The following is an 18845-nucleotide window of genomic DNA, read 5'->3' on the forward strand; positions in this document are numbered from 1 at the left end:
GGCAGCCGGAAGGCTGCCTCCGTTTTTAAGGGGAAGAAGAAAATAAATTACTTTTCCAAAAGAGCGCCACTATTTTTCAGAATATTCTGGACTGCTGTGATATCGGCAGAACCGAAGTTCAAAGGATCGATGTTGTTGTTCACAGCGTAGGCGGCGGCAACCCCTGCGGCGTCTCCCAGAACGCACTGGTTGGGGATGGTCCGGGCCTCTGCCCAGCCAAGGGAAGCGATACCGGCAGCATACCCTGGGATCAGCAGGTTGTATACGAAGTTGGTGGCAATGGCGCTGTAGGTGATGTAGGTGGGGCTCACGTGTTCAGGGAACTTGATGTCGGAACGAGCTGCTTCGGTAACTTCGTGTCCCCAGATATATTGGCCATTCTGTTTCAAATCTTCGAATTTATAGGCGTTGATGTCAAGACCATAGTAGTTCAGCCCCATACGTTTGGCATAATGGCGGCTGTCGTTGCCGGTGTTTTTGGTAGCGCCGGGATTCCAGAAATCCTTTGCGCTGAGTGCATAGTTGGTGTCTTCGGTGCCGTTGGCCCGGTCACTGGAAGAAAAAGCGGAGTGGATGGTCTCCCGAAGGTACAGGGAGTTGCCAACAACGGGATCACCGTTTTTGTCTCGGACGAGATCGGCACCCTCAAAACCAAGGAAAGAACGCAAGGCAGGGAGGAAATCGGGATAGTCTAATACTTTTCTGGCGGCGACCCAGGCATCATCCACAGTCTTGTAGTCGGAGCGCATGTCGGAAGGGAAGAGATAACTGGTGTCACCTGTGAGGTCTCGGTTGTAAGCCCGACCGTCTACGTTAAATACCAGGAGCATATTTACCCACCATTCGTCAGAACCAGGGCCATCTTGTGCCATATTGAAGGGCTTCAGAGCAAAGCCTTCTGGACCATGCGTATTATTAAAATTTAAAATTTTGGTATTGGTTTTATAAGCACGCGTACCGCCTGTTGCGCTATAGACACCGTTGTTATCTTTATCTCCAGCAGTCAGTTCATCGTCATCTGCTTTAAAGCGATCGAAATTTTTCACTTTAAACATCAACGTTGCTACCTGCTGACGGGCTTTACCATTACTTCCACGCTCGTCGCTGTCTAACAGGCTGGCGGGCCAGTCATATCGTCCGACGGTACCGCCAAAGTTAGACATGCGGGTCAAACGGCCAGATTCCGAGGCGTCAATAAATACATCGCCAGCGATGGTGAGGGTGTCCGCTTTTTCGTCCCATTTAACGGTGCCATCGGTATCTCGGAAGATGCGTTTCAGGCGAACTTCAGTGATGTGGGACGATTCCCAGCCGATACCGGTGATGTCGTAGGCGTAATGAATCTTGATTCTGCCGCCGTATTCGGCCTTTGTCAGATCGCGCTTCAGAAGGTCGGACATGGCATCCACATTGTAATGCTGCCCCATTTGGCCGCACCACCATTTGAAAGAACCGTTTGTATAGTAGGTTCGGGCTAGGACATCTTTCCAACCAATATCAAAAAAGTTCTGTCCACCCACCGTGCCAATGGCGCCGAGGCAGCAGCCGTTGCCGTTGTAGTCCACAGGATCGGGCACAATGAGGTGAATGGTTGCGCTGGGGGCGTTTTTTGCCGCCTTTGCGGCCGCGGCCACACCGGCCATGGTGGCGCCGTATACTACGATTGTTTTTGCCATACTTAAAATCTCCTTTTATTTTTTTGAATTCCAGTCCCCGCCGGCTGTTGCCCGGCAAATGAATTCCCAACCGGTTTGTACTGGTTTCACCAGAAAAGGAGGCAAACGGGGCAGAGAAGTAAACCGGACGGGGCAAAAAGTTGGGAAAAAGTTTGGGCGGAAAGAGGGCTGGCGCTCTGCCCGGGGGGTTATTGGGGGGTGACATAGTCCAAGGCAATCCACCCCGCGCCGCTTTTCAGCTTTCCCCACTGGCTGTCACCTTGGCCGTCGGCGGTTTCCACGATGGTGTAGACACCCTGGTCCCGGATGGTTCCCACAATGGGGCAGTTGGTTCCCGGACCGGAGCGAATGTGGAGCGCGTCGGCGGTAACCCGGCCCAGAAAGGGAACCGCAGGGGAAGCAGGGGCGGCTGCCTGGCCCGTTAGGGCGGCAGAGACCGCCTGCCGGAAAATATCCATGGTGAGGCCGAAGGGGGACCAAAGGTGCTCAGGGTCCCCGTGGTTGGTGGCGATGCCCCGCTGGTGGCCCTCTCGGTGGGAGAGAATGACGCCATCGCCCAGAGGGTCCAGGGAAAAGGTCCGGCACAGCTGGGCAAAGAGGTCCACGGCGGTGCCATAGGTCCGCAGGACCGCCGCCTCGGTGGCCGCGGGGTCTTGGTCTAAGAAGTTTGCCCCGCTGGTATAGCGAATGGAGGCGGGTTCACACATTTCCACGCCGATGTGGGTGTTGTTGGAGGACCCGCCGCCGTGCCAGCCGCGGCAGGTCCAGGGGAGGGTCTGGTAAACTGCCCCGGTGTTGGCGTCGATGAAGCCGTGGACACAGGCTTTCACCCCGGGCTGGTTCCAACTTTGGACAAAGGCCATGGCATCGGGCTGGGCGCAGCCCACGGAGTGGAGCATCAGCCCCTGAGGCGTGAGGGCACCGCCGGAACGGTAGCAGTCGTTTTGGGTGAGATAGGTTTGGTGTACTGTGAGCGCCATGTCTGCGCCTCCTCTCTTAGGATGGGGGATCGTTGTCCCCTGATTTTTTCAGATAGCTGAGCAGGGTTTGGACTTTTTGGGGTAAGGGAACCCCGAGTTTTCCCACATTTTCCAGGATGCTGATGCCTTCGTTGGACAGATAAAAGATGGTAGACACCGTCTCCAGGGCGGCCTCTGCGTGAAGCAGATAGGCGTCCAACACGTGACAAAACGCGATTACCACAAACATCGCAACCTTTTTGGTGATCCCCTTGGCGCCGATCTGACTGGAGAGCTGCTTGGTCTGAATGGCGACGCAGATTCCTGTGATATAATCCAGCAGAACCAACAGCAGCAGCGCCAAAAGCAGGCCGGAACTGTTCCCACAGAAGGAGCGGAGCCAAGAATCAATCCATTCGGTGGATTCCATTTTGATTCACCTCCTCTCTCAGAAGAAAAGAGGGGGGAGAGGGTGGGAAAGTAAACCATCTGGCGGGAGTGTGAGGGCGGGAAGATGTCTCGCTTGATATCTCATATACTTTGATTACATGTATTTGATTAGATTCAAATTATAAAACAATAATATGTTGTATTGAAATGTGATCTGAGTGCGAGTAAAATAATTTCGTGGGGAAACAAGGCGTTTTTTCGGGAAAATTGGTTTCTCCCAGGAAGGAATGGACTGCTGCTGGACTGTGAAGAAGAAAGAATCAGAAAAGATGGATGTGCCTCCGACCACGTTGACAGAAAAGGACGATATGGATGACCAAGAATTTATGGTGTGGCTGTACAATCACTATGAGGAGCGGATGCTCCGTACAGCAAAGAAATACTGTCGGGATGCGTTTCTCTGGGAAGAGATCCTGCAGGAGAGCTTTCTTCGGCTGCTTTCAAGGATTCCGAAGCTGCGAGCCCTGAAGGAAGGGGAGCGGGTTGGCTATCTTACTGTTACCGTACGCAATACGGCCTTCACCCTGCTCAGAAAGCAGGCCAAGGAACGGGGATGGTGCGTTTCCCTGGAGACGGGTGCTCTGCCTGTGGAGGGATGCCTGCCGGAGGAATGGGTCATTCAAAGAGAACGGTGGAATACGTTGGCCGCTGTCTGGCCTCAGCTTGCCCCCACAGAGCGTTTTTTGCTGGAGGGACGGTATTTCCAGCAGAGAAGTGACAGGGAACTGTCAGATGATCTGGGATGCGGGGCAAACAGCATACGAATGATGATGACCAGGGCCCGCCGTCACGTGCAGCGTCTGATGAGACGGGAAGGAGAAGATCAGGCAGCAGAGCAGCAAAAATAAAATATGGCGTCAGGCCAGGATGAGACAGAAAATGCCGAAAAATACAAAACTGTATTTTTCGGCATTTTTGTTGCATTTTTTGGAAATCTGCGTTTCATGTGTTGGAATATTCTCTCATACTCCACAGAAAAGCAGAAAAAGACAGAAAATAAAAATGGAACGTTTCCTTTTGGTCCCGGATTCTCTCTTTTACTTCCATCTCCTTGAGAATGGAAGGATGAAGAATGCTGATGGACCAAATTATACAGGCGAAACAGGGGAGCCAGGCGGACATGCTGTCGCTGCTCCAGCAGTTCCAGCCGATCCTGAAAAAGTATGGACGAAAGTTGTGGGGAGAAGATGGATTGGAGGATATGACCGCGGCGTTTTTACAGGTGATTCACGACATGAAGCCGGAACAGATTCGGTGCCGTGCGGAGGGGGCCGTGGTCCAGTATTTGGTGCAGTCTGTGCGCCATGCCTATGAGCGGCTGCAACGGGAGCGGATGCGCCAGCCTGCCATTGCCTTTTCTCTGAATGAAATGGAGGAGCAGGACAGCCTGCCGGCGCTGGCCAAGGAGGATTCTGCTGAGAAGCAGCGGTTTTCAGACCTGGTAAAAGGCTGCCCGAGGCTGACGGAAAAAGAAACCTATGTTTTGGAACAGGTCTATTACTGGGGATACACTGTGGCGGAGCTGGCCCCCGGGATGGGGACCAGCAAGCAAAACGTCAATCAGATCAAGCTGCGGGCCCTGGGAAAACTCCGGCGGCAGTGGGAAACAGAGAAATAAACAAGCAGCCTCTCCCCGGAGAGGCTGCTTGTTTTCCCATGGAATCCGTTAGGGGTTTAGAATGATTTTGATGCTCTGCTTGGCCTGGGTGATGGCAAAGGCCTGCTCCATTTCCCGCAGAGGGAAGTGATGGGTGATGAGGGGGTCTACCTTGACCCGCCCGTCTTCGATGAAGTGGAGACACTCCTCGAACTCCTGCCGGGTATAGCAGATGGTGCCATAGATGTCGATCTCGCTTCGAACCACTTTGCCTAAGTCCACCTGGGGCAGGGTGTGGTAAAGTCCGGTGATGGCATAGGTGCCGGCTTTCTTTAAGAGGTTCATGGCGGTGACTGGAACGGTGGGGGCGCCGACGCAGTCCTGGACGTAGTCGGCCATGGCGCCGTTGGTGATCTCTCTGACCCGCTGTACAGGGTCCTCCCGGGAGACGTTGATGGTGTAGTCGGCCCCCAGGGTTTTGGCCAGCTCCAGCCGCTGGGCACCGGCGTCGGTATCCAGGCAGATGACGGTTTTGACGCCCCGGAGCCGGATCAGCTGGACGGCGTAAAGTCCGATGGGGCCGGCGCCATAGACACAGCAGACATCCTTGGAGGTGATCCTGGAGGCCTTGACCGTCCGGTAAGCGGAGGCCACGGGATCGACGGAGGCCCCCTGGTCATAGGTGGTGGTGTCCCGCATTTTCCGGCAGACCTTGGCGGGGACCCGGACGTATTCGGCAAAGGCACCGTCCACGTGGATTCCCGTCTCCACCAGGTTGTCGCAAAGAACCTCTTTGCCTTCAATGCACATGTCGCAGTCACCGCAGCCGATGACGATGCAGGGGGTGACCCGGTCTCCCACCTTGAGATGCTGGACGGCGGAACCCACCTCCACAATGTCGCCCGCGAACTCATGCCCGGGGATCAAAGGATAGGGGACCGGACGGGTGCCGGCCAGGATCGGGCCGTCGGTGCCGCAGATGCCCACGGAACGGACTTTGATGATGACGTCTGTGTCCCGGAGGACAGGATAGGGGACCTCTTTTACCGCGAAGCCCGGGCCTTCGTGTTCTTTTACCACTGCTAACATAATAGTTTACCTCGATTCTGTTTGCGTTTGGAATCCCTGCAAGGCTATGACAGCACAAGGATAATGACTTGGGAGATGACCACCACCGAGAGCAGCGCGATGGGATAGGTGGCGGCGTAAGCGGCGGCGACCTGCTCCGTTTTGGCCACGGAAATCAGGGTCCCCAGGGCGGGGGTGGAGGTCATGCCGCCGGTGATGGAGCCTAAATTGTTTAGGAGGGAGAGTTTTAGCACATGCTTGGCGAAAAGGTATCCCACCACCATGGGCAGCGCGGTCATGAGGATGCCATAGACAAAGTAGATGGGGTGGAAAAACTCCGCGAACCGGGAGCCGCCCGCCACTCCGGCGCCAATGAGGAAAAGGACCAAACCCAGTTCCCGCATGGCCTTGAGGGTGGTGTCCCTGGGCATCAGGTTGACCGGACCGATCCGGCCAAAGTGCCCAAAGACCAGACCGGCCAGCAGGCAGCCGCCTGTGGTGGTCAGGGAAAAGTTTCCCACCTTGCAGCTGCCCACCACGATGCCGCAGACAATGGCCAGGGCCAGAGGCATGAGCCCGAACTCATCCAAACAGACCCGCCCGGTCCGTCTGGCGGCGTTCTGGGAGACTTGGGTCAGCCGGTCCCGTTCCCGGTCCAGATCCGCGTGGGTGAGCTTGGGGATCAGTTGGACAAAGAGGACCACCCCCACCACCCCGAAGAGGTAGGCGATGCCGTAGCCCACGGAGACCAGGGACTCCAGCTCCGCAGTGGCCACCGTGGCCTTGGCTGCGGAGAAAGCGGGGGTGGAGGTGAGAGCTCCGGCCAGAAGGCCCACCAGGATGGCGGTGAACTCCGCGTGGGACAGCCCGGTGAAGGAACGGCCGATGAGGATGCAGAGTACGCAGGCTACCCCGCCAAACAGGGTGATCACCAGCCCCAGGCACACATACGACTTGAAGTTCTGTTTGAAATTGTGGACAAACCCGGGGCCCGCAATGAAGCCGACGGCGGTGACAAAGAACATGAGCCCCAAATTCTCCACAATCTTCAGCCCGTCGGTGACAAAGGTGGCCCCTGCTACGGTGAGCTGTTCCGACAGGCTCCCATAACAGAAGCAGCCGAAGAGCAGGGCGGCCACAAAGACACCGGCGGTACCCAAGCTGACGCCTTGGATGGTGACCCGGCCCAACAGATAGCCCGCCGCAGCAATGGCAAAGACGCAGAACACCAGGAACGTGGTCCCCGCGATGGAAAAGGTAACATGCATGCAATCGCTTCTTTCCTATTTGGATGGTTCCGTTACCGGTTTTTCTGCTTTTGATAGGCGCGCCAGGTGCAGGCGAAGGTGTCCATGTTGTCCAGCCGGTCACCGGTGAGCTGGGTGGCCAAGGCGGCCCGATGGGGGGCGGTTTTTACCACCTCGGGGGTGGCGTATGCCTCCTCGGAAATGGACTGGAGGGCCGCGGCGTATTCTTCGATATCCGCTTTGGAATAGGTCTCGCAGGCCTCGGGGGTGAAGGGCTCGGGGATGATTCTGGGGTGGTGGCTGGCAAAGTAGCTCTGGAATCCGTAGTCCACAATCCGGCGGTCAATGTCGTCGGTGGTGACGGAGGTTTCCTGGCACAGCTTTTCCCAGCTGAGCCGGGCCTGCTCCAGCCGGGGCTTGCCCTCGGCCATGGGCATGGAGAGCCCCCGAACGGATGCCAGCTTTTTCAGGAGATAGTTGTTGTTGAGAATGGCCAGCTCAGAGACCTGTTTCAGCCCGTCGGCCCCCAGACTGCGGATATAGGCGTAGGCCCGCAGAACCACGGCGGGCACCCCGTAGAATTTGCGCAGCTTGCCGATGGAGTGAGGGCGGTTGTAGTCCAGATAGTATTGAGTGCCGTCAAACTCCACCGTGGGCAGGGGGAGAAACTGGGCCAGTTCCTCGGTGCAGCCCTGGGCGCCGGCCCCCGGCCCCTGGCTGCCGTGGGGGGAGGAGAAGGTCTTGTGCAGGTTGAACTGGCACAGGTCGAAGCCCGCGTCCCTGGCCCGGGTGATGCCCATCAGGCCGTTGAGGTTGGCCTGGTCATAGACGCACAGACCACCGGCGGCGTGGACGATGTCCACAAATTCCCGGATTTTTTCATTGTAAATGCCCGTGTCCTCAGGGTTGGTGATCAGCAGGGCGGCGGTCCGGGGGGAGACTGCGGCCTTGAGGGCGTTCAGGTCGGGGATGCCGCTCTCGTCGGGGTAGAGGGTGATGACCTTGTAGCCCAGGGCGGCGGCGGTGCCGGCGTTGCCTGGATGGGAGAGAATCGTGGTGATGATCTCATCCCGCTGCGCCCCCTCTCCCCGGGCCTCGTGGTAGGCGCGGATGATGGCCACGTTGGAGAAGATGCCCTGGGAACCGCCGGCGGGGTTCAGACTGAAGCGGTCCATTCCTGAGATGGCCTTGAGGTACTGTTCGGTTTCATAGAGCACCTGCAGAATGCCCTGGGTGGTGGACGGGTCCTGATAGGGGTGGAGCTCAGAGAACCGGGGGTCCCGGACAAAGCTCTCGTGGACCTTAGGGTTGTACTTCATGGTGCAGGTGCCCAGGCCGATGTCGATGTTGAGGTCCGCGCCGATGGTCTCTTGGGACAGGCGCAGATAGTGCCGCAGCAGCTGCATTTGACCCAGCTCCGGCAGCTCGGGGGCTTCCCGGCGGAGGTAGCCCTGGGGCACCAGGTCGTCAGGCGCACCGGCGGCCTGGGCGACTTGAGGCTCTATCTCCTCCAACAGAAGGGCCCGCTGGCCGGGCTCTCCCAGTTCCATCAGAATGGGTTCGTCCCATCTGGCTTCGTGGAAATCACGTGTGCCGTCCCGTTTCATGCTCCCGTTCCTCCTAAAATATCGTGCAGCGCGGCGCACAAGGTGTCGATGTCCGCCGCGGTGGTGGTGTCGCTGACGCAGTATAGGGCATAGCCGGCGTACGCGGGGAAAACCTTGCCCAGGTCCACACCGCCAAAGATGTTCCGGGCCAACAGGGCTTGGTGAATCTCCGCCACGGATTTTCCCGTGGCCCGGAAGTCCACCATGAATTCCTGGAACACCTGGCCGCCGGCTGGGTTGGCGGTGACGCCGGGCAGGGCGGACAGGCGCTTTATGGCGTAGGCGGCATAGGACAAGATCCGCTGGCCCAGCTCCTGCATGCCCCGGGGCCCCATGGTAGCCAGGTAGGCCCCGGCCACAATGGCCCATAGGCCGCATTCCGTGCCAAAGTATTCCTTGGCATTTTCCCGGGAGGCGTGGCTGCACCGGTAGTACAGGGCGCGGCCCCAGCCATACTGCCCGTCTTTTTGGGTTTCGGAGATGCCGTAGAGGTAGGTGGGCAGCTCGTTAACATAGTCCGGATCATTGTCCATGGCGATGAAGCCGCCGCAGCCGCTGCCGTACTGCATGTGAATGCCCAGGGGCTGAATGTCGCCGCAGGTGATGTCCGCGCCGTAGCCCGATGGCGGGGTGACCACCCCTAAGGAGGAGACCTCCGGCATGACAATGCCGATGGCGCCGGCCTGGTGGGCCAGGTCCATGATCTCTTTGGCCCTGGGCTCAAAGGCGCCTAAGTAAGCGGGGTTTTCCAGAAAGACCGCGGCGGTGCGGGGGGAGAGCTTGGCCTGAAGGTCTGCCAGGTCCAGCACCCCGAAGGGGTTCTCCACAGGCACCAGAGTGCCAAAGGGGCGGCAGTAAGCGGCCGCCTGGGAGCGGATTTCCGGATTCATATGGGCGGGAACCAGAATCTCATTCCGGCCTGGGCGCAGGCGCAGCGCCATACGGAAGGAGGAGGAGACCGCCTGGCCAGCGTCGTAGGTGGGGTAGCTGACCACATCCAGTTCCAGCAGTTCCGCCATCATGCTGGCGTACTCGAAGATCGCCTGCATTTTTCCGTGGTCGGAGTAGGTATCGCCGCAGTAGGCGGTGAGGAATTCTGAGCGGTTGGCGATCTCGTCACAGACCGCGGGGATATACCGCTTATAACAGCCCGCCCCCAGAAAGCTGATGGCATCCTCTGTGGAGGTGTTTTTGGCCAGTAAGCGGCTGACATGGCGTTTGAGGGCCTGTTCACTGAGCAAAGGCGCCGGCAGGTCCATGGTGCCTTGAAAGAGAAGGTCCTCTGGAATGACCGTGCGGTAGAGTTCCTCCACGCTGGAGAGCCCAAGTTCCCGCAGCATTTCCTCTTCAATGTGAGGAACGCTGTTGGGCATATAGGGGTGAATGAAATGATGACGCAAGAGAGAATCCCTCCAATTTCTTGATGATGAATGGGTGATCAAATGCTTGCTATATTCTTAGTATAAAGGTTCCCAGCAAGGGAAGGTCAAGCAGTGTTTGGCAGGGCCAGAGATGGAGGAACGGAGATCGAAATGGGGCAATTTCTTTCTGAGAAGAGAAGAAACAAGGAAAAAGTAAGAGATACTATGGCGCCATGAGAAAAATATGGGGGGAATGAGGAAAAATCCTGCGGAATAAACCTTCCAGAAAGGGAAAGGTTTTGAAGTGGAAGGGATGGACATTTTTCAAAAGGTTGGGTAAAATACAATAATATGGTTTGAAAACCACACCGGAACCGGTGGGGAGAGCATGGGGGGATATGGGATGAAGCGGTCACGATATACAGTGGGGGAGATGGCCAACCTCTGCAATGTCACCGCCAAACAGCTGCGATACTATGACCAGCAGGGGCTTCTCAAGCCCGCCTATCGAGATAGACAGAACGGCTACCGCTACTATGAGGACAGCCAGATTGAGGAGGTCCTTCTGCTGAGCAGCCTGAAGGAGCTGGACCTGCCCAACCAGAGGATTGGCGCGCTGCTGAAAAAACGGGATCTGCGGACCCTCTCCCGGGAACTGGAGGAACACCTGTATGAGGTGCGCCAGGCGCGGGACGCCACGGTGGCCAAGTATGACGCCCTCATTGACAACATTCTCCGCATTATGGGGGGGTTGTCCTTTTTGGAGTCCCGCCAGGCTGCCGCGGAGCCCAGCGTCTCTGTGGTGGAATTTCCCGCGGCCTGGGTGGCCTATACCCGCTACCAGTGCTATTGGAAGGCCAGCCGGCTCTTCATCTCCCGCCGGGCGGAGCTGCTGAAGCTGATGGATCAGGCGGGGCTGGAACCTGTGGATGTGAATATGGCGATCTTTCACTCCGATTACAAGAAGCAGTTCAGTGAGGACCCCTCTGACGACGAGGGGGATTTGGAGGTCTGCTATCGGATTAAGAACCCCAACCCCCAGCTGCCCAACTGTCGGCGCCTGCCGGCGTTTCGGGCGGTCTCCTGTATCTATGTGGGGCCGTATTCCGAGATGCTTCCCGCCTACCTGTCTCTGGAGGCGTACGCCCAGCGCCATGGACTTCTGCTGCGGGGGATCTCTATGGAGGAGTATCTCATTGGCGCCACCATGACGGCGAATCCCCAAAACTATGTCACCAGAATTTACCTCCCCATCGCAGAGGAGGGGGAAGAGACACAACCACCTCCCCGTTGAGGACGCCCCCGCCGCCGGCGGGGGCGTCCTTCTTGCGCGGAAAGCGCTTAGGAGGAGACGGGGCACTGCCGGCCTGTGTGGTCGATGGTGTAGTCGGTGCCGTATTCCCCGTCCAAAATCAGCTGGCTGATGGGGACGATCTCATAGCCTTCTCCCAACAGATATTCCAGGATGTCGGGCAGGGCCTCCGGGGTATGGAGGGCGGCGTTGTGGAAGAGCACAATGGACCCGGGGCCCACGCTGGAGGTCACCCGCTGGGTGATAGTGGCCGCGTCATAGTCCTTCCAGTCCAGACTGTCTACATCCCACTGGATGGGTTCAATGCCCATCCCCCGGACGGTGGTGATGACGTGGTCGTCGTACTCCCCGAAAGGCGGGCGGAAGAGCGTGGGGCGCTTGCCGGTGATCTTCTCAATCTTATCGTTGCAGGTGTTGATGTCCTCCACAATCTGATCTGCGGAGAGGGTATTGAAGTGGGCGTGGTCGTTGGAGTGCCCCATCACCTCGTGGCCGGCATCCGCCAGGGCCTTGACGGACTCGGGGTACTTATCCACCCACTCCCCCACCACAAAGAAGGTGACTTTCACGTTGTACTTGTCAAAGATGTCGATGAGGGTTTGGGTGTCTTCGTTGCCCCAAGCTGCGTCAAAAGAGAGGGCGCAGGTCTTGTAGTCCCGCTGGACGCAGTAGATGGGGAGCTGCCGCTCTGTGGTGGAGGCGGAGACGTAGGAGGGCAGGGTGGTCACCAGGCACAGGGCGCAGATGCACAGCAGCGCCCCGGGGATGGCCAGCCAACGCTTGCGCAGGAAGACGACCTTCCGCTCTTTAGCAGGTTTCACGCGAAAGAATTTCATATCGATCCCGTCCTTTCTATGTCGTTCTATCTATATGCGCTGGTTTCCAAGTCATGCGCCCCCATTTCCCATGGCATGGGGACAGGGAGATGGGAAAACTGGGCTCCGTCAAATTCTACAAAATGCAGGAAATCTTGTAGCAAAAAGAGGAAATGAAAGAATTTACAGATGTTTTGTGGGGATTCGTTGCAGTTTGGGGAGAAATCAGTTATAATACTTGTTAAACTTTCAAAAGGGGAAAGGGGAAGCGGCGGGAGCGTCTATTGACTTGTCACCTGTTTGGGCATATAATAAGGCGATTTTATCGGACCGGCCCGCCCTGGGTGTGACCAGGGCCCCAATTTCCGGGCGGCGGAACGCCCCATCACTGAAACAGAGGATCTTGCCATGAATACAAACAAGAAACTGAACATGACCATGCTGTGCGACTTTTATGAGCTGACCATGGGCAACGGATACTTCAAGGCCGGGTACAAGGACCGGATCACACATTTTGATCTGTTCTTCCGCAGTGTACCGGACAAAGGGGGGTATGCCATTGCGGCTGGGTTGGAGCAGGTCATCGAGTACATCCAGGACCTCCACTTTGAGCCCGAGGATATCGAGTATCTTCGGAGCCGGAAAATGTTTGATGAGGGATTCCTGGACTACCTGGCGAACTTTAAGTTTACCGGGGATATCTTCGCGGTGCCGGAGGGAACCCCCGTCTTTCCCAATGAGCCCATTCTGACCGTCCGGGCGCCCGCCATCCAGAGCCAGCTGCTGGAGACCTATCTGCTGCTGACCATCAACCACCAGAGCCTCATTGCCACCAAGGCCAATCGAATCGTCCGGGCGGCCCGGGGACGGACGGTGCTGGAGTTTGGCTCCCGCCGGGCCCAGGGGTCCAGCGGCGCCATTGACGGCGCCCGGGCGGCGTTTATTGGCGGGTGCAAAGGAACGGCCTGCACCATCTCCGACCAGCTCTACGGCGTGCCCGCAGGGGGCACCATGGCCCACGCCTGGGTACAGACCTTTGACACCCAGTATGACGCCTTCCGCGCCTACTGTGAGATCTATCCAGATAACCCGGTCCTGCTGGTGGACACCTACAATACCCTGAAAAGCGGCGTCCCCGACGCCATACGCGCCTTCAATGATGTGCTCAAGCCCAGGGGACTGACCAAGTGCGGCATTCGGCTGGACTCCGGTGACATGGCCTATCTCACCCGCCAGGCCCGCCAGATGCTGGATGAGGCGGGCTGGACCGAGTGCAAGATCACCGTGTCCAACTCCCTGGATGAGATCATCATTCAGGACCTTTTGATCCAGGGGGCCCAGATCGACGCCTTTGGCGTGGGCGAGCGGCTGATCACTGCCCGGAGTGAACCGGTGTTCGGGGGCGTGTATAAGCTGGTGGCCTATGAGGACGACGAAGGCAATGTGGTGCCCAAGATTAAACTCAGCGAGAATGTGTCGAAAATCACCACCCCTCAGTATAAACGGGTCTATCGCCTCTTCGGCAACGAAACCGGCAAGGCCATTGGAGACTGGCTGTGCACCTATGACGAGGATGTGAAGAGCAACTGCAACCCAGACGGCAGCCTGACGATTTTCGACCCGGACGCCACCTGGAAAAAGAAAACCATCAACAATTTTACCGCCAAGGAGCTCCAGAAGCCGATCTTTGTGGGGGGGCGGCTGGTTTATGACATGCCCTCTCTGGAGGAGATTCAGCAGTACTGCGCGGACCAGATGGAGACCATGTGGGATGAGGTAAAGCGGTTTGACAACCCCCATAACTATTATGTGGACCTGTCCCAAAAGCTCTGGGACATCAAATATGACCTGCTGACCCACAATAAGTAATCGGTCTGGAAGACGGGGAAGGAGTGTGGTGGAGGAGATGAAGGCGGAAGAGCGGAGAAGGGCCATTGCCAAAACCCTGACGGCGGAGCATCCTGTCAGCGCCACTGCCCTGGCAGGGCAGTTTTCCGTGAGCCGGCAGATCATCGTGGGGGACATCGCGCTGCTGCGCGCGGCGGGTCTGGACATTGTGGCTACGCCCCGGGGGTATAAACTGGGGGAAACCACGGGCCTGCTTCGGGCCGTGGCCTGCGTCCATTCCGCCCAGGAGACGGAGACCGAACTGCTGGCCATGGTGGACAACGGCTGCACCGTCATTGATGTGGTGGTGGACCATCCCCTGTATGGGCAGATGACCGGCCAGCTGAGTTTGGCCTCCCGGTATGATGTGCGGCAGTTTGTGGAGAAGGCCAAGCACGCCGCCCCCCTGTCCTCCCTCACCGATGGGGTTCATATTCACAACCTCCGCTGCCCCAGTGAGGAGGCGTACCAGCGGGTCTGCGAGGACCTGAAGCAGCTGGGCATTCTCTATACCCAGGGGGGAACCCTGTGAATTCGCCCTTCAGGGTTGACAAGCTCCCTTGAAAAGAATACAATAGACCTTGCACGTGTCTTGACACCTGCAAGGTCTATTTTTGATTTGAGGAAAGAAAGAGGAGAGATGATGGAACAATTTCGTGCTTTTCTCCGGCGGAAAAACATTGTATTTTCCGCCAAGCGTTACGGGGTGGATGCCTTGGGGGCCATGGCCCAGGGGCTCTTCTGTACGCTGCTGGTAGGGACCATTCTCAATACCCTGGGAACGCAGTTTCACATTGGATTCCTGTCGGCCACGGTGGTGACCGTGGGGACCGGAGAGGCGGCCACGGCCTATACCATTGGGGGGCTGGCCTCGGCCATGGTGGGACCGGCTATGGCGGTGGCCATCGGCTCGGCCCTGCAGGCGCCGGCGCTGGTGCTTTTCTCCCTGGTGCCGGTGGGCTATGCCACCAATATCCTGGGAGGGGCTGGCGGGCCGTTGGCGGTGCTGGTCATCGCCATCGTCGCGGCGGAATGCGGCAAGGCGGTCTCCAAGGAGACCAAGGTGGATATCCTGGTGACCCCCATTGTGACGGTTTTGGTGGGGATCGGGGTGGCTTATCTGGTGGCGCCTCCCATTGGCACCGCGGCTTCCTGGGTGGGGAACCTTATTATGTGGGCCACGGAGCTGCAGCCCTTCTTCATGGGAATTTTGGTCTCGGTGATCGTGGGGATTGCCCTGACCCTGCCCATCTCCAGCGCGGCAATCTGCGCGGCGCTGGGGCTGACCGGTTTGGCCGGCGGCGCCGCAGTGGCCGGCTGCTGTGCCCAGATGGTGGGCTTTGCGGTGTTGTCCTTCCGGGAGAACCGGTGGGGAGGGCTGGTGTCCCAGGGACTGGGCACCTCCATGCTCCAAATGGGCAACATTGTGCGCAATCCCCGGATCTGGATTCCCCCCACCTTGGCCTCGGCCATCACCGGCCCCATTGCCACCTGCCTGTTCCGGCTGGAGATGAACGGCACCCCGGTCTCCTCGGGCATGGGGACCTGCGGCCTGGTGGGGCCCATCGGGGTCTACACCGGCTGGGTGGAGGACATCGCCGCCGGGCTGCGTACCTCCATTGGGGGAATGGATTGGCTGGGCTTGGTCCTGATCTGCTTCGTGCTCCCAGGGGTTCTGACCTGGCTGCTTGGGATTCCCTGCCGGAAGGCGGGCTGGATCAAGGAAGGGGACTTGAAACTGGAGGACTGAGTGACAGGGCGGCATGGTGGAAAAGTCAGAAACCCTTTCTTGTGGAAAAATTTCATAAAAAACGGTTGTGATCTTGTACAAAATTTACAAAGCGTATTGGTGCAAACTCCAGAAGTTTTCCGGCGATTGCACAAAATGCTTGAAATGCGTTGGGAAAAGGTGGATACTATTCTCAGCGCAGCCTAAGCTGTTGTGTCATGTGCTGAAATCATGGAAGGAGGAAATCGAACCGTGAAAAAAATGCTTGCTCTGTGTATGGCGATGCTGCTGTCCCTGGCCATGCTGGCCGGCTGTTCCTCTGCCGACCCCAACCACCCCTATGAGAAGGAACCCCTGCCCGCCAACAACTCTGAGGCTGAGCCGGAGGAGGAGACCTCCTCTGTCCCGCTGTTTGAGCTGCTCTGAGCAAAGGGGAAACATATACGGCCCGACAGAATTTTCTGTCGGGCCGTATGGTTTGGTCTTATTCTTTTATGAAAACCCCAATGACACGGGCGGGGAAGACAACGAGATCAGTCCTGATCCACAATGATGCCGTATCCGCCGTCTTTTCGTTTATAGACCACGGAGAACGCGCCGCCGTCGTCCTCATTGCGGAAAGCGAAGAAGGTGTGGTTGACCAGGTTCATCTGGAGGATGGCCTCGTCGATGCTCATGGGGCGGAAGAAGAACCGCTTGGTGCGGACCAACTGATAGGAGGGTTCCTCTTCTTCGTCCGATTCAGGGATGAAGTAGGACTCCTCCGGGTAGGCGTCAAAGGCATCCTTCCGCAGGCGCTTTTCCAGACGGGTCTTATTCTTGCGCAGCTGGCGCTCAATGGACGCCACGGCGGCGTCAATGGAGACAAACATATCAGAGGTGCTTTCCGCCACACGGATGACGGTGGAGCCGGAACGGATGGTGACTTCCAGGTTGTTCCGACCCTTTTCCACGCTGAAGACGATGGAGGTCTCGGGCTCGGTCTGGAAGTAGCGGTCTAATTTGCCGATCTTCTTCTCCGCATAGGTGTGCACACGATTGGGAATGTTCACTTTTTTGTCGGTAAAGGTGAATTTCATGGATGTCAGCTCCTTTCGTAGGGGGTAAGGGAACGGGGCGTGCCCCCTTCCTTACACCCATAGTATACCATGGTTTTCCAAAAAAGTCACGCTGTTTTTGGCCGGAAGGAAAAGAAGCCGGGAAAAGAGGGGCTTCGACGGGATTTGACAAAAGACACCCCTTGACCATTGGTAAAAAATGGTATACTATAAATCACGGCGGAAGGTGTTGTCCGTCATGACATCGTTCATTCCATTCTCCTGCTTGTGCGCTTCCCATTCTGGGAAGCGCCTCTTTTTTGCGGGCAAAAAAACCACCCTGCCCTTTGGAAAGGGGCAGGGTGGTTAAACGATAGAGCTTAACGGTGACCGCGGCGGGAGCTGCGCTTTTCGTTCAGTTTCAGGTCGGACAACCGGCTGTCAGAGGCCTGCATGAACTGCTTGAGCCGGGCCTCAAAATCGGCGGGGCCGGCGGGCTGGGGCGCGGCGGCTCTGGGCTCTCTGGTGTGGGGAGCGTTAAAGGTACGATTTCCCCCTCGGAAATCAGAACGGCCCTGCCGGTCCCGGGCGGAACCCTGGGGACGAGGAGGTGGGGGTGTGGCCTTCTTGATGGACAGATTAATCCGCCCTGCTTCATCGATGCTGACCACCTTGACCTTGACTGCCTGCCCTTCCGAAAGGAAGTCGCTGACATTTGCCACATAGGAGTGGGCGATCTCAGAGATGTGGACCAAACCGGACCGCCCGCCCGGCAGGGAGACGAACGCGCCGAATTTGGTGATGCTTTTGATGGTTCCTTCCAGGATTGCGCCTACACTGATTTCCATAAATGGTGAGAATCCTCCTCGTTGTAATCACGCTCAAGCAATGAGCAAATAAAGAGCGGGGCCCTTAATCGGCAATATTGAACACACGGTCATTGGGTGCCACCAGACCCAGTTTTTCCCGGGCGATGTCCTCCACATAGGAGGGATCATCGCGGTTTTCGATGGCGTTGGAGAGCTCTGTGTTGGTCTGGGTCTGATCGCTGACCTGTTGGGTGAGGGTCTCGACGGCGGCGTTGGCGTCGGCAATTTTTTGCCGGACGCTGACCAGGGTGAAGATCATGTAGGCCAACAGGATCAGCAGAATGATCTTCGCAAGAAGACCAACCTTTTTGGATTGGAACATGTGGGGCAGCCTCCGTTTCTTGGCGTTCAGGGGCGACAGATTTGCCATGTTTCCCTATTAGATGACATATTGTACTCCACAACCGGGAAAAAGAAAAGAACTTTTTCCAAGTTTTTTTCCACTTTCTTAAAATTTTTGCCAACGGAGCCGTGAGAACACGAATAAGCCACCGGAGGGGCGCTGTCACCCAGCCCAGAAACCGGGCGGCGGCCCGGGCCAGGATGTCCAGCGCCCGCCGGGTCCAGGGGCTGAGCAGAAGAAAATAAGCCGTTGCCCCCAGCAGCAGGCACAGGGCCATGTACAGCCGCACCCGGCCGTTGCCGAAGACGATCCCGCAGAAAAAGAGCATCCCGCAGGCCCCCAGCCAAAACAGGAGGTCCAAAATTTCCTGGAGGGTCCGGCGGGGCAGGGTGAGGCGGACCAGGCGGAGCAGATCATACAGCAGCCCCACGCCCAACCCCATGGCCAGACAGGAAAAGAGAGTGGAGATCTGCTCCTGAAGGGAGACGCTCATCCCCGGAAGAGACGGCCCAGAAAGCTGCCCTGGCGGGGCTCTTCCTCCTCATAGGTTAAGGAGTCCACCGTACCCTCCACCAGCAGGTCCCCGCCGTCCAGACTTAATTTTTCAATGTGGAGGGATTCGCCTCGGATGATGAGGCTTCCCTCCGCGGTGGACATGACGATGGAGGTCTCGTCAAAGCTCTCCACCCCGTCCACCCCGGACACCGTCAGCCGGTTCCGGTTGTCCAGAACAATCCGATGCGCCGCTCCCCCCGTCTGGGGGCTTTTTTCGTCGAAGGACATACCATCCCATCCTTTCCCGTGATGTGATCTTGGCTATGTATATGGCGGGGAGAAGGGAAGTATGCAGGGGAAAGGAGGAAGGAACAAAACTGTCAAAAGGTGTAC

The 18845-nt window shown here is 57.6% G+C and carries 19 protein-coding genes and 1 pseudogene; 7 read left to right on the forward strand and 13 right to left on the reverse strand.

The features are described from left to right. Positions 1–47: 47 nt before the first annotated feature. The 3 genes from DV520_RS06920 to DV520_RS06930 form a co-directional block, all read right to left on the reverse strand. Positions 48–1676 (reverse strand): FAD-dependent oxidoreductase, encoded by a 1629-nt coding sequence (locus DV520_RS06920; protein ID WP_117142256.1) that lies wholly within the window; start codon positions 1674–1676, stop codon positions 48–50. Positions 1677–1864: 188 nt separating this feature from the next. Next, a complete protein-coding gene (locus DV520_RS06925; RefSeq protein ID WP_117142257.1) occupies positions 1865–2656 on the reverse strand; it encodes an N-acetylmuramoyl-L-alanine amidase in 792 nt (263 codons plus the stop codon). Between the two features lie 16 nt (positions 2657–2672). Next, the gene (locus DV520_RS06930) at positions 2673–3065 is read right to left on the reverse strand and encodes a phage holin family protein (protein WP_021919337.1); all 393 of its coding nucleotides are present in this window, start codon (positions 3063–3065) and stop codon (positions 2673–2675) included. A gap of 328 nt (positions 3066–3393) precedes the next feature. Between DV520_RS06930 and DV520_RS06935 the strand changes: the two genes are divergently transcribed. Continuing rightward, positions 3394–3933, forward strand: a complete 540-nt coding sequence (locus DV520_RS06935) for an RNA polymerase sigma factor (protein WP_165850056.1) — start codon at positions 3394–3396, stop codon at positions 3931–3933. A gap of 230 nt (positions 3934–4163) precedes the next feature. Further along, positions 4164–4703: an RNA polymerase sigma factor gene (locus DV520_RS06945; RefSeq protein ID WP_165850057.1), complete on the forward strand. Its 540-nt coding sequence runs from the start codon at positions 4164–4166 to the stop codon at positions 4701–4703. 48 nt (positions 4704–4751) lie between these two features. On the opposite strand, the gene DV520_RS06950 is transcribed toward DV520_RS06945, so the two are convergent. Genes DV520_RS06950 through gcvPA form a run of 4 tightly spaced genes read right to left on the reverse strand, consistent with a single transcriptional unit; the run spans position 4752 to position 10004 of the window. Further along, entirely contained in the window at positions 4752–5771 is a 1020-nt protein-coding gene (locus tag DV520_RS06950) for a zinc-dependent alcohol dehydrogenase (RefSeq protein ID WP_021919340.1), read from the reverse strand. Positions 5772–5815: 44 nt separating this feature from the next. After that, positions 5816–7018 (reverse strand): aspartate-alanine antiporter-like transporter, encoded by a 1203-nt coding sequence (locus tag DV520_RS06955; RefSeq protein ID WP_117142261.1) that lies wholly within the window; start codon positions 7016–7018, stop codon positions 5816–5818. A 32-nt stretch (positions 7019–7050) separates the two neighbouring features. Continuing rightward, the gene (gene gcvPB / locus DV520_RS06960; RefSeq protein WP_117142262.1) at positions 7051–8604 is read right to left on the reverse strand and encodes an aminomethyl-transferring glycine dehydrogenase subunit GcvPB; all 1554 of its coding nucleotides are present in this window, start codon (positions 8602–8604) and stop codon (positions 7051–7053) included. Beyond that, positions 8601–10004: an aminomethyl-transferring glycine dehydrogenase subunit GcvPA gene (gene gcvPA / locus DV520_RS06965; protein WP_021919343.1), complete on the reverse strand. Its 1404-nt coding sequence runs from the start codon at positions 10002–10004 to the stop codon at positions 8601–8603. The genes gcvPB and gcvPA overlap by 4 nt, the downstream gene beginning before the upstream one ends. A gap of 364 nt (positions 10005–10368) precedes the next feature. Here gcvPA and DV520_RS06970 point away from each other — a divergent pair, with 364 nt between their 5' ends. Further along, the gene (locus DV520_RS06970; RefSeq protein ID WP_165850058.1) at positions 10369–11259 is read left to right on the forward strand and encodes a MerR family transcriptional regulator; all 891 of its coding nucleotides are present in this window, start codon (positions 10369–10371) and stop codon (positions 11257–11259) included. 47 nt (positions 11260–11306) lie between these two features. Here the strand turns inward: DV520_RS06970 and DV520_RS06975 are convergent, their stop codons facing one another. Beyond that, positions 11307–12113, reverse strand: a complete 807-nt coding sequence (locus DV520_RS06975) for a polysaccharide deacetylase family protein (protein WP_117142264.1) — start codon at positions 12111–12113, stop codon at positions 11307–11309. Positions 12114–12500: 387 nt separating this feature from the next. On the opposite strand from DV520_RS06975, the gene DV520_RS06980 reads away from it, so the two are divergent. The 4 genes from DV520_RS06980 (at position 12501) to DV520_RS12305 (ending at position 16134) form a co-directional block, all read left to right on the forward strand. Continuing rightward, positions 12501–13961 carry a nicotinate phosphoribosyltransferase gene (locus DV520_RS06980; protein WP_021919348.1) on the forward strand — a complete coding sequence of 487 codons (1461 nt, stop codon included), beginning with the start codon at positions 12501–12503 and terminating at the stop codon, positions 13959–13961. A gap of 37 nt (positions 13962–13998) precedes the next feature. Next, positions 13999–14511 carry a transcription repressor NadR gene (locus DV520_RS06985; protein ID WP_117142285.1) on the forward strand — a complete coding sequence of 171 codons (513 nt, stop codon included), beginning with the start codon at positions 13999–14001 and terminating at the stop codon, positions 14509–14511. A gap of 111 nt (positions 14512–14622) precedes the next feature. Beyond that, positions 14623–15729 (forward strand): PTS sugar transporter subunit IIC, encoded by a 1107-nt coding sequence (locus DV520_RS06990; protein WP_021919350.1) that lies wholly within the window; start codon positions 14623–14625, stop codon positions 15727–15729. Positions 15730–15960: 231 nt separating this feature from the next. Further along, a complete protein-coding gene (locus DV520_RS12305; RefSeq protein WP_021919351.1) occupies positions 15961–16134 on the forward strand; it encodes a hypothetical protein in 174 nt (57 codons plus the stop codon). A gap of 107 nt (positions 16135–16241) precedes the next feature. On the opposite strand, the gene hpf is transcribed toward DV520_RS12305, so the two are convergent. The 5 genes and pseudogenes from hpf to yabP form a co-directional block, all read right to left on the reverse strand. Continuing rightward, a complete protein-coding gene (gene hpf / locus DV520_RS06995; RefSeq protein WP_021919352.1) occupies positions 16242–16787 on the reverse strand; it encodes a ribosome hibernation-promoting factor, HPF/YfiA family in 546 nt (181 codons plus the stop codon). A gap of 338 nt (positions 16788–17125) precedes the next feature. Then, positions 17126–17593, reverse strand: a complete 468-nt coding sequence (locus tag DV520_RS07000; protein ID WP_021919353.1) for a S1 RNA-binding domain-containing protein — start codon at positions 17591–17593, stop codon at positions 17126–17128. Between the two features lie 64 nt (positions 17594–17657). Next, positions 17658–17936, reverse strand: coding sequence for an FtsB family cell division protein (locus DV520_RS12560; RefSeq protein WP_021919354.1), 279 nt, complete (start codon positions 17934–17936; stop codon positions 17658–17660). A 256-nt stretch (positions 17937–18192) separates the two neighbouring features. Then, a pseudogene (gene yabQ / locus DV520_RS12770) lies at positions 18193–18450 on the reverse strand (spore cortex biosynthesis protein YabQ); the annotation flags it as partial. Further along, the gene (gene yabP / locus DV520_RS07015) at positions 18447–18740 is read right to left on the reverse strand and encodes a sporulation protein YabP (protein ID WP_021919355.1); all 294 of its coding nucleotides are present in this window, start codon (positions 18738–18740) and stop codon (positions 18447–18449) included. The pseudogene yabQ and the gene yabP, both read right to left, overlap by 4 nt. Between the last annotated feature and the right edge of the window lie 105 nt (positions 18741–18845).

Source organism: Evtepia gabavorous, assembly GCF_003425665.1.
GTDB classification, from domain to species: domain Bacteria; phylum Bacillota; class Clostridia; order Oscillospirales; family Oscillospiraceae; genus Evtepia; species Evtepia gabavorous.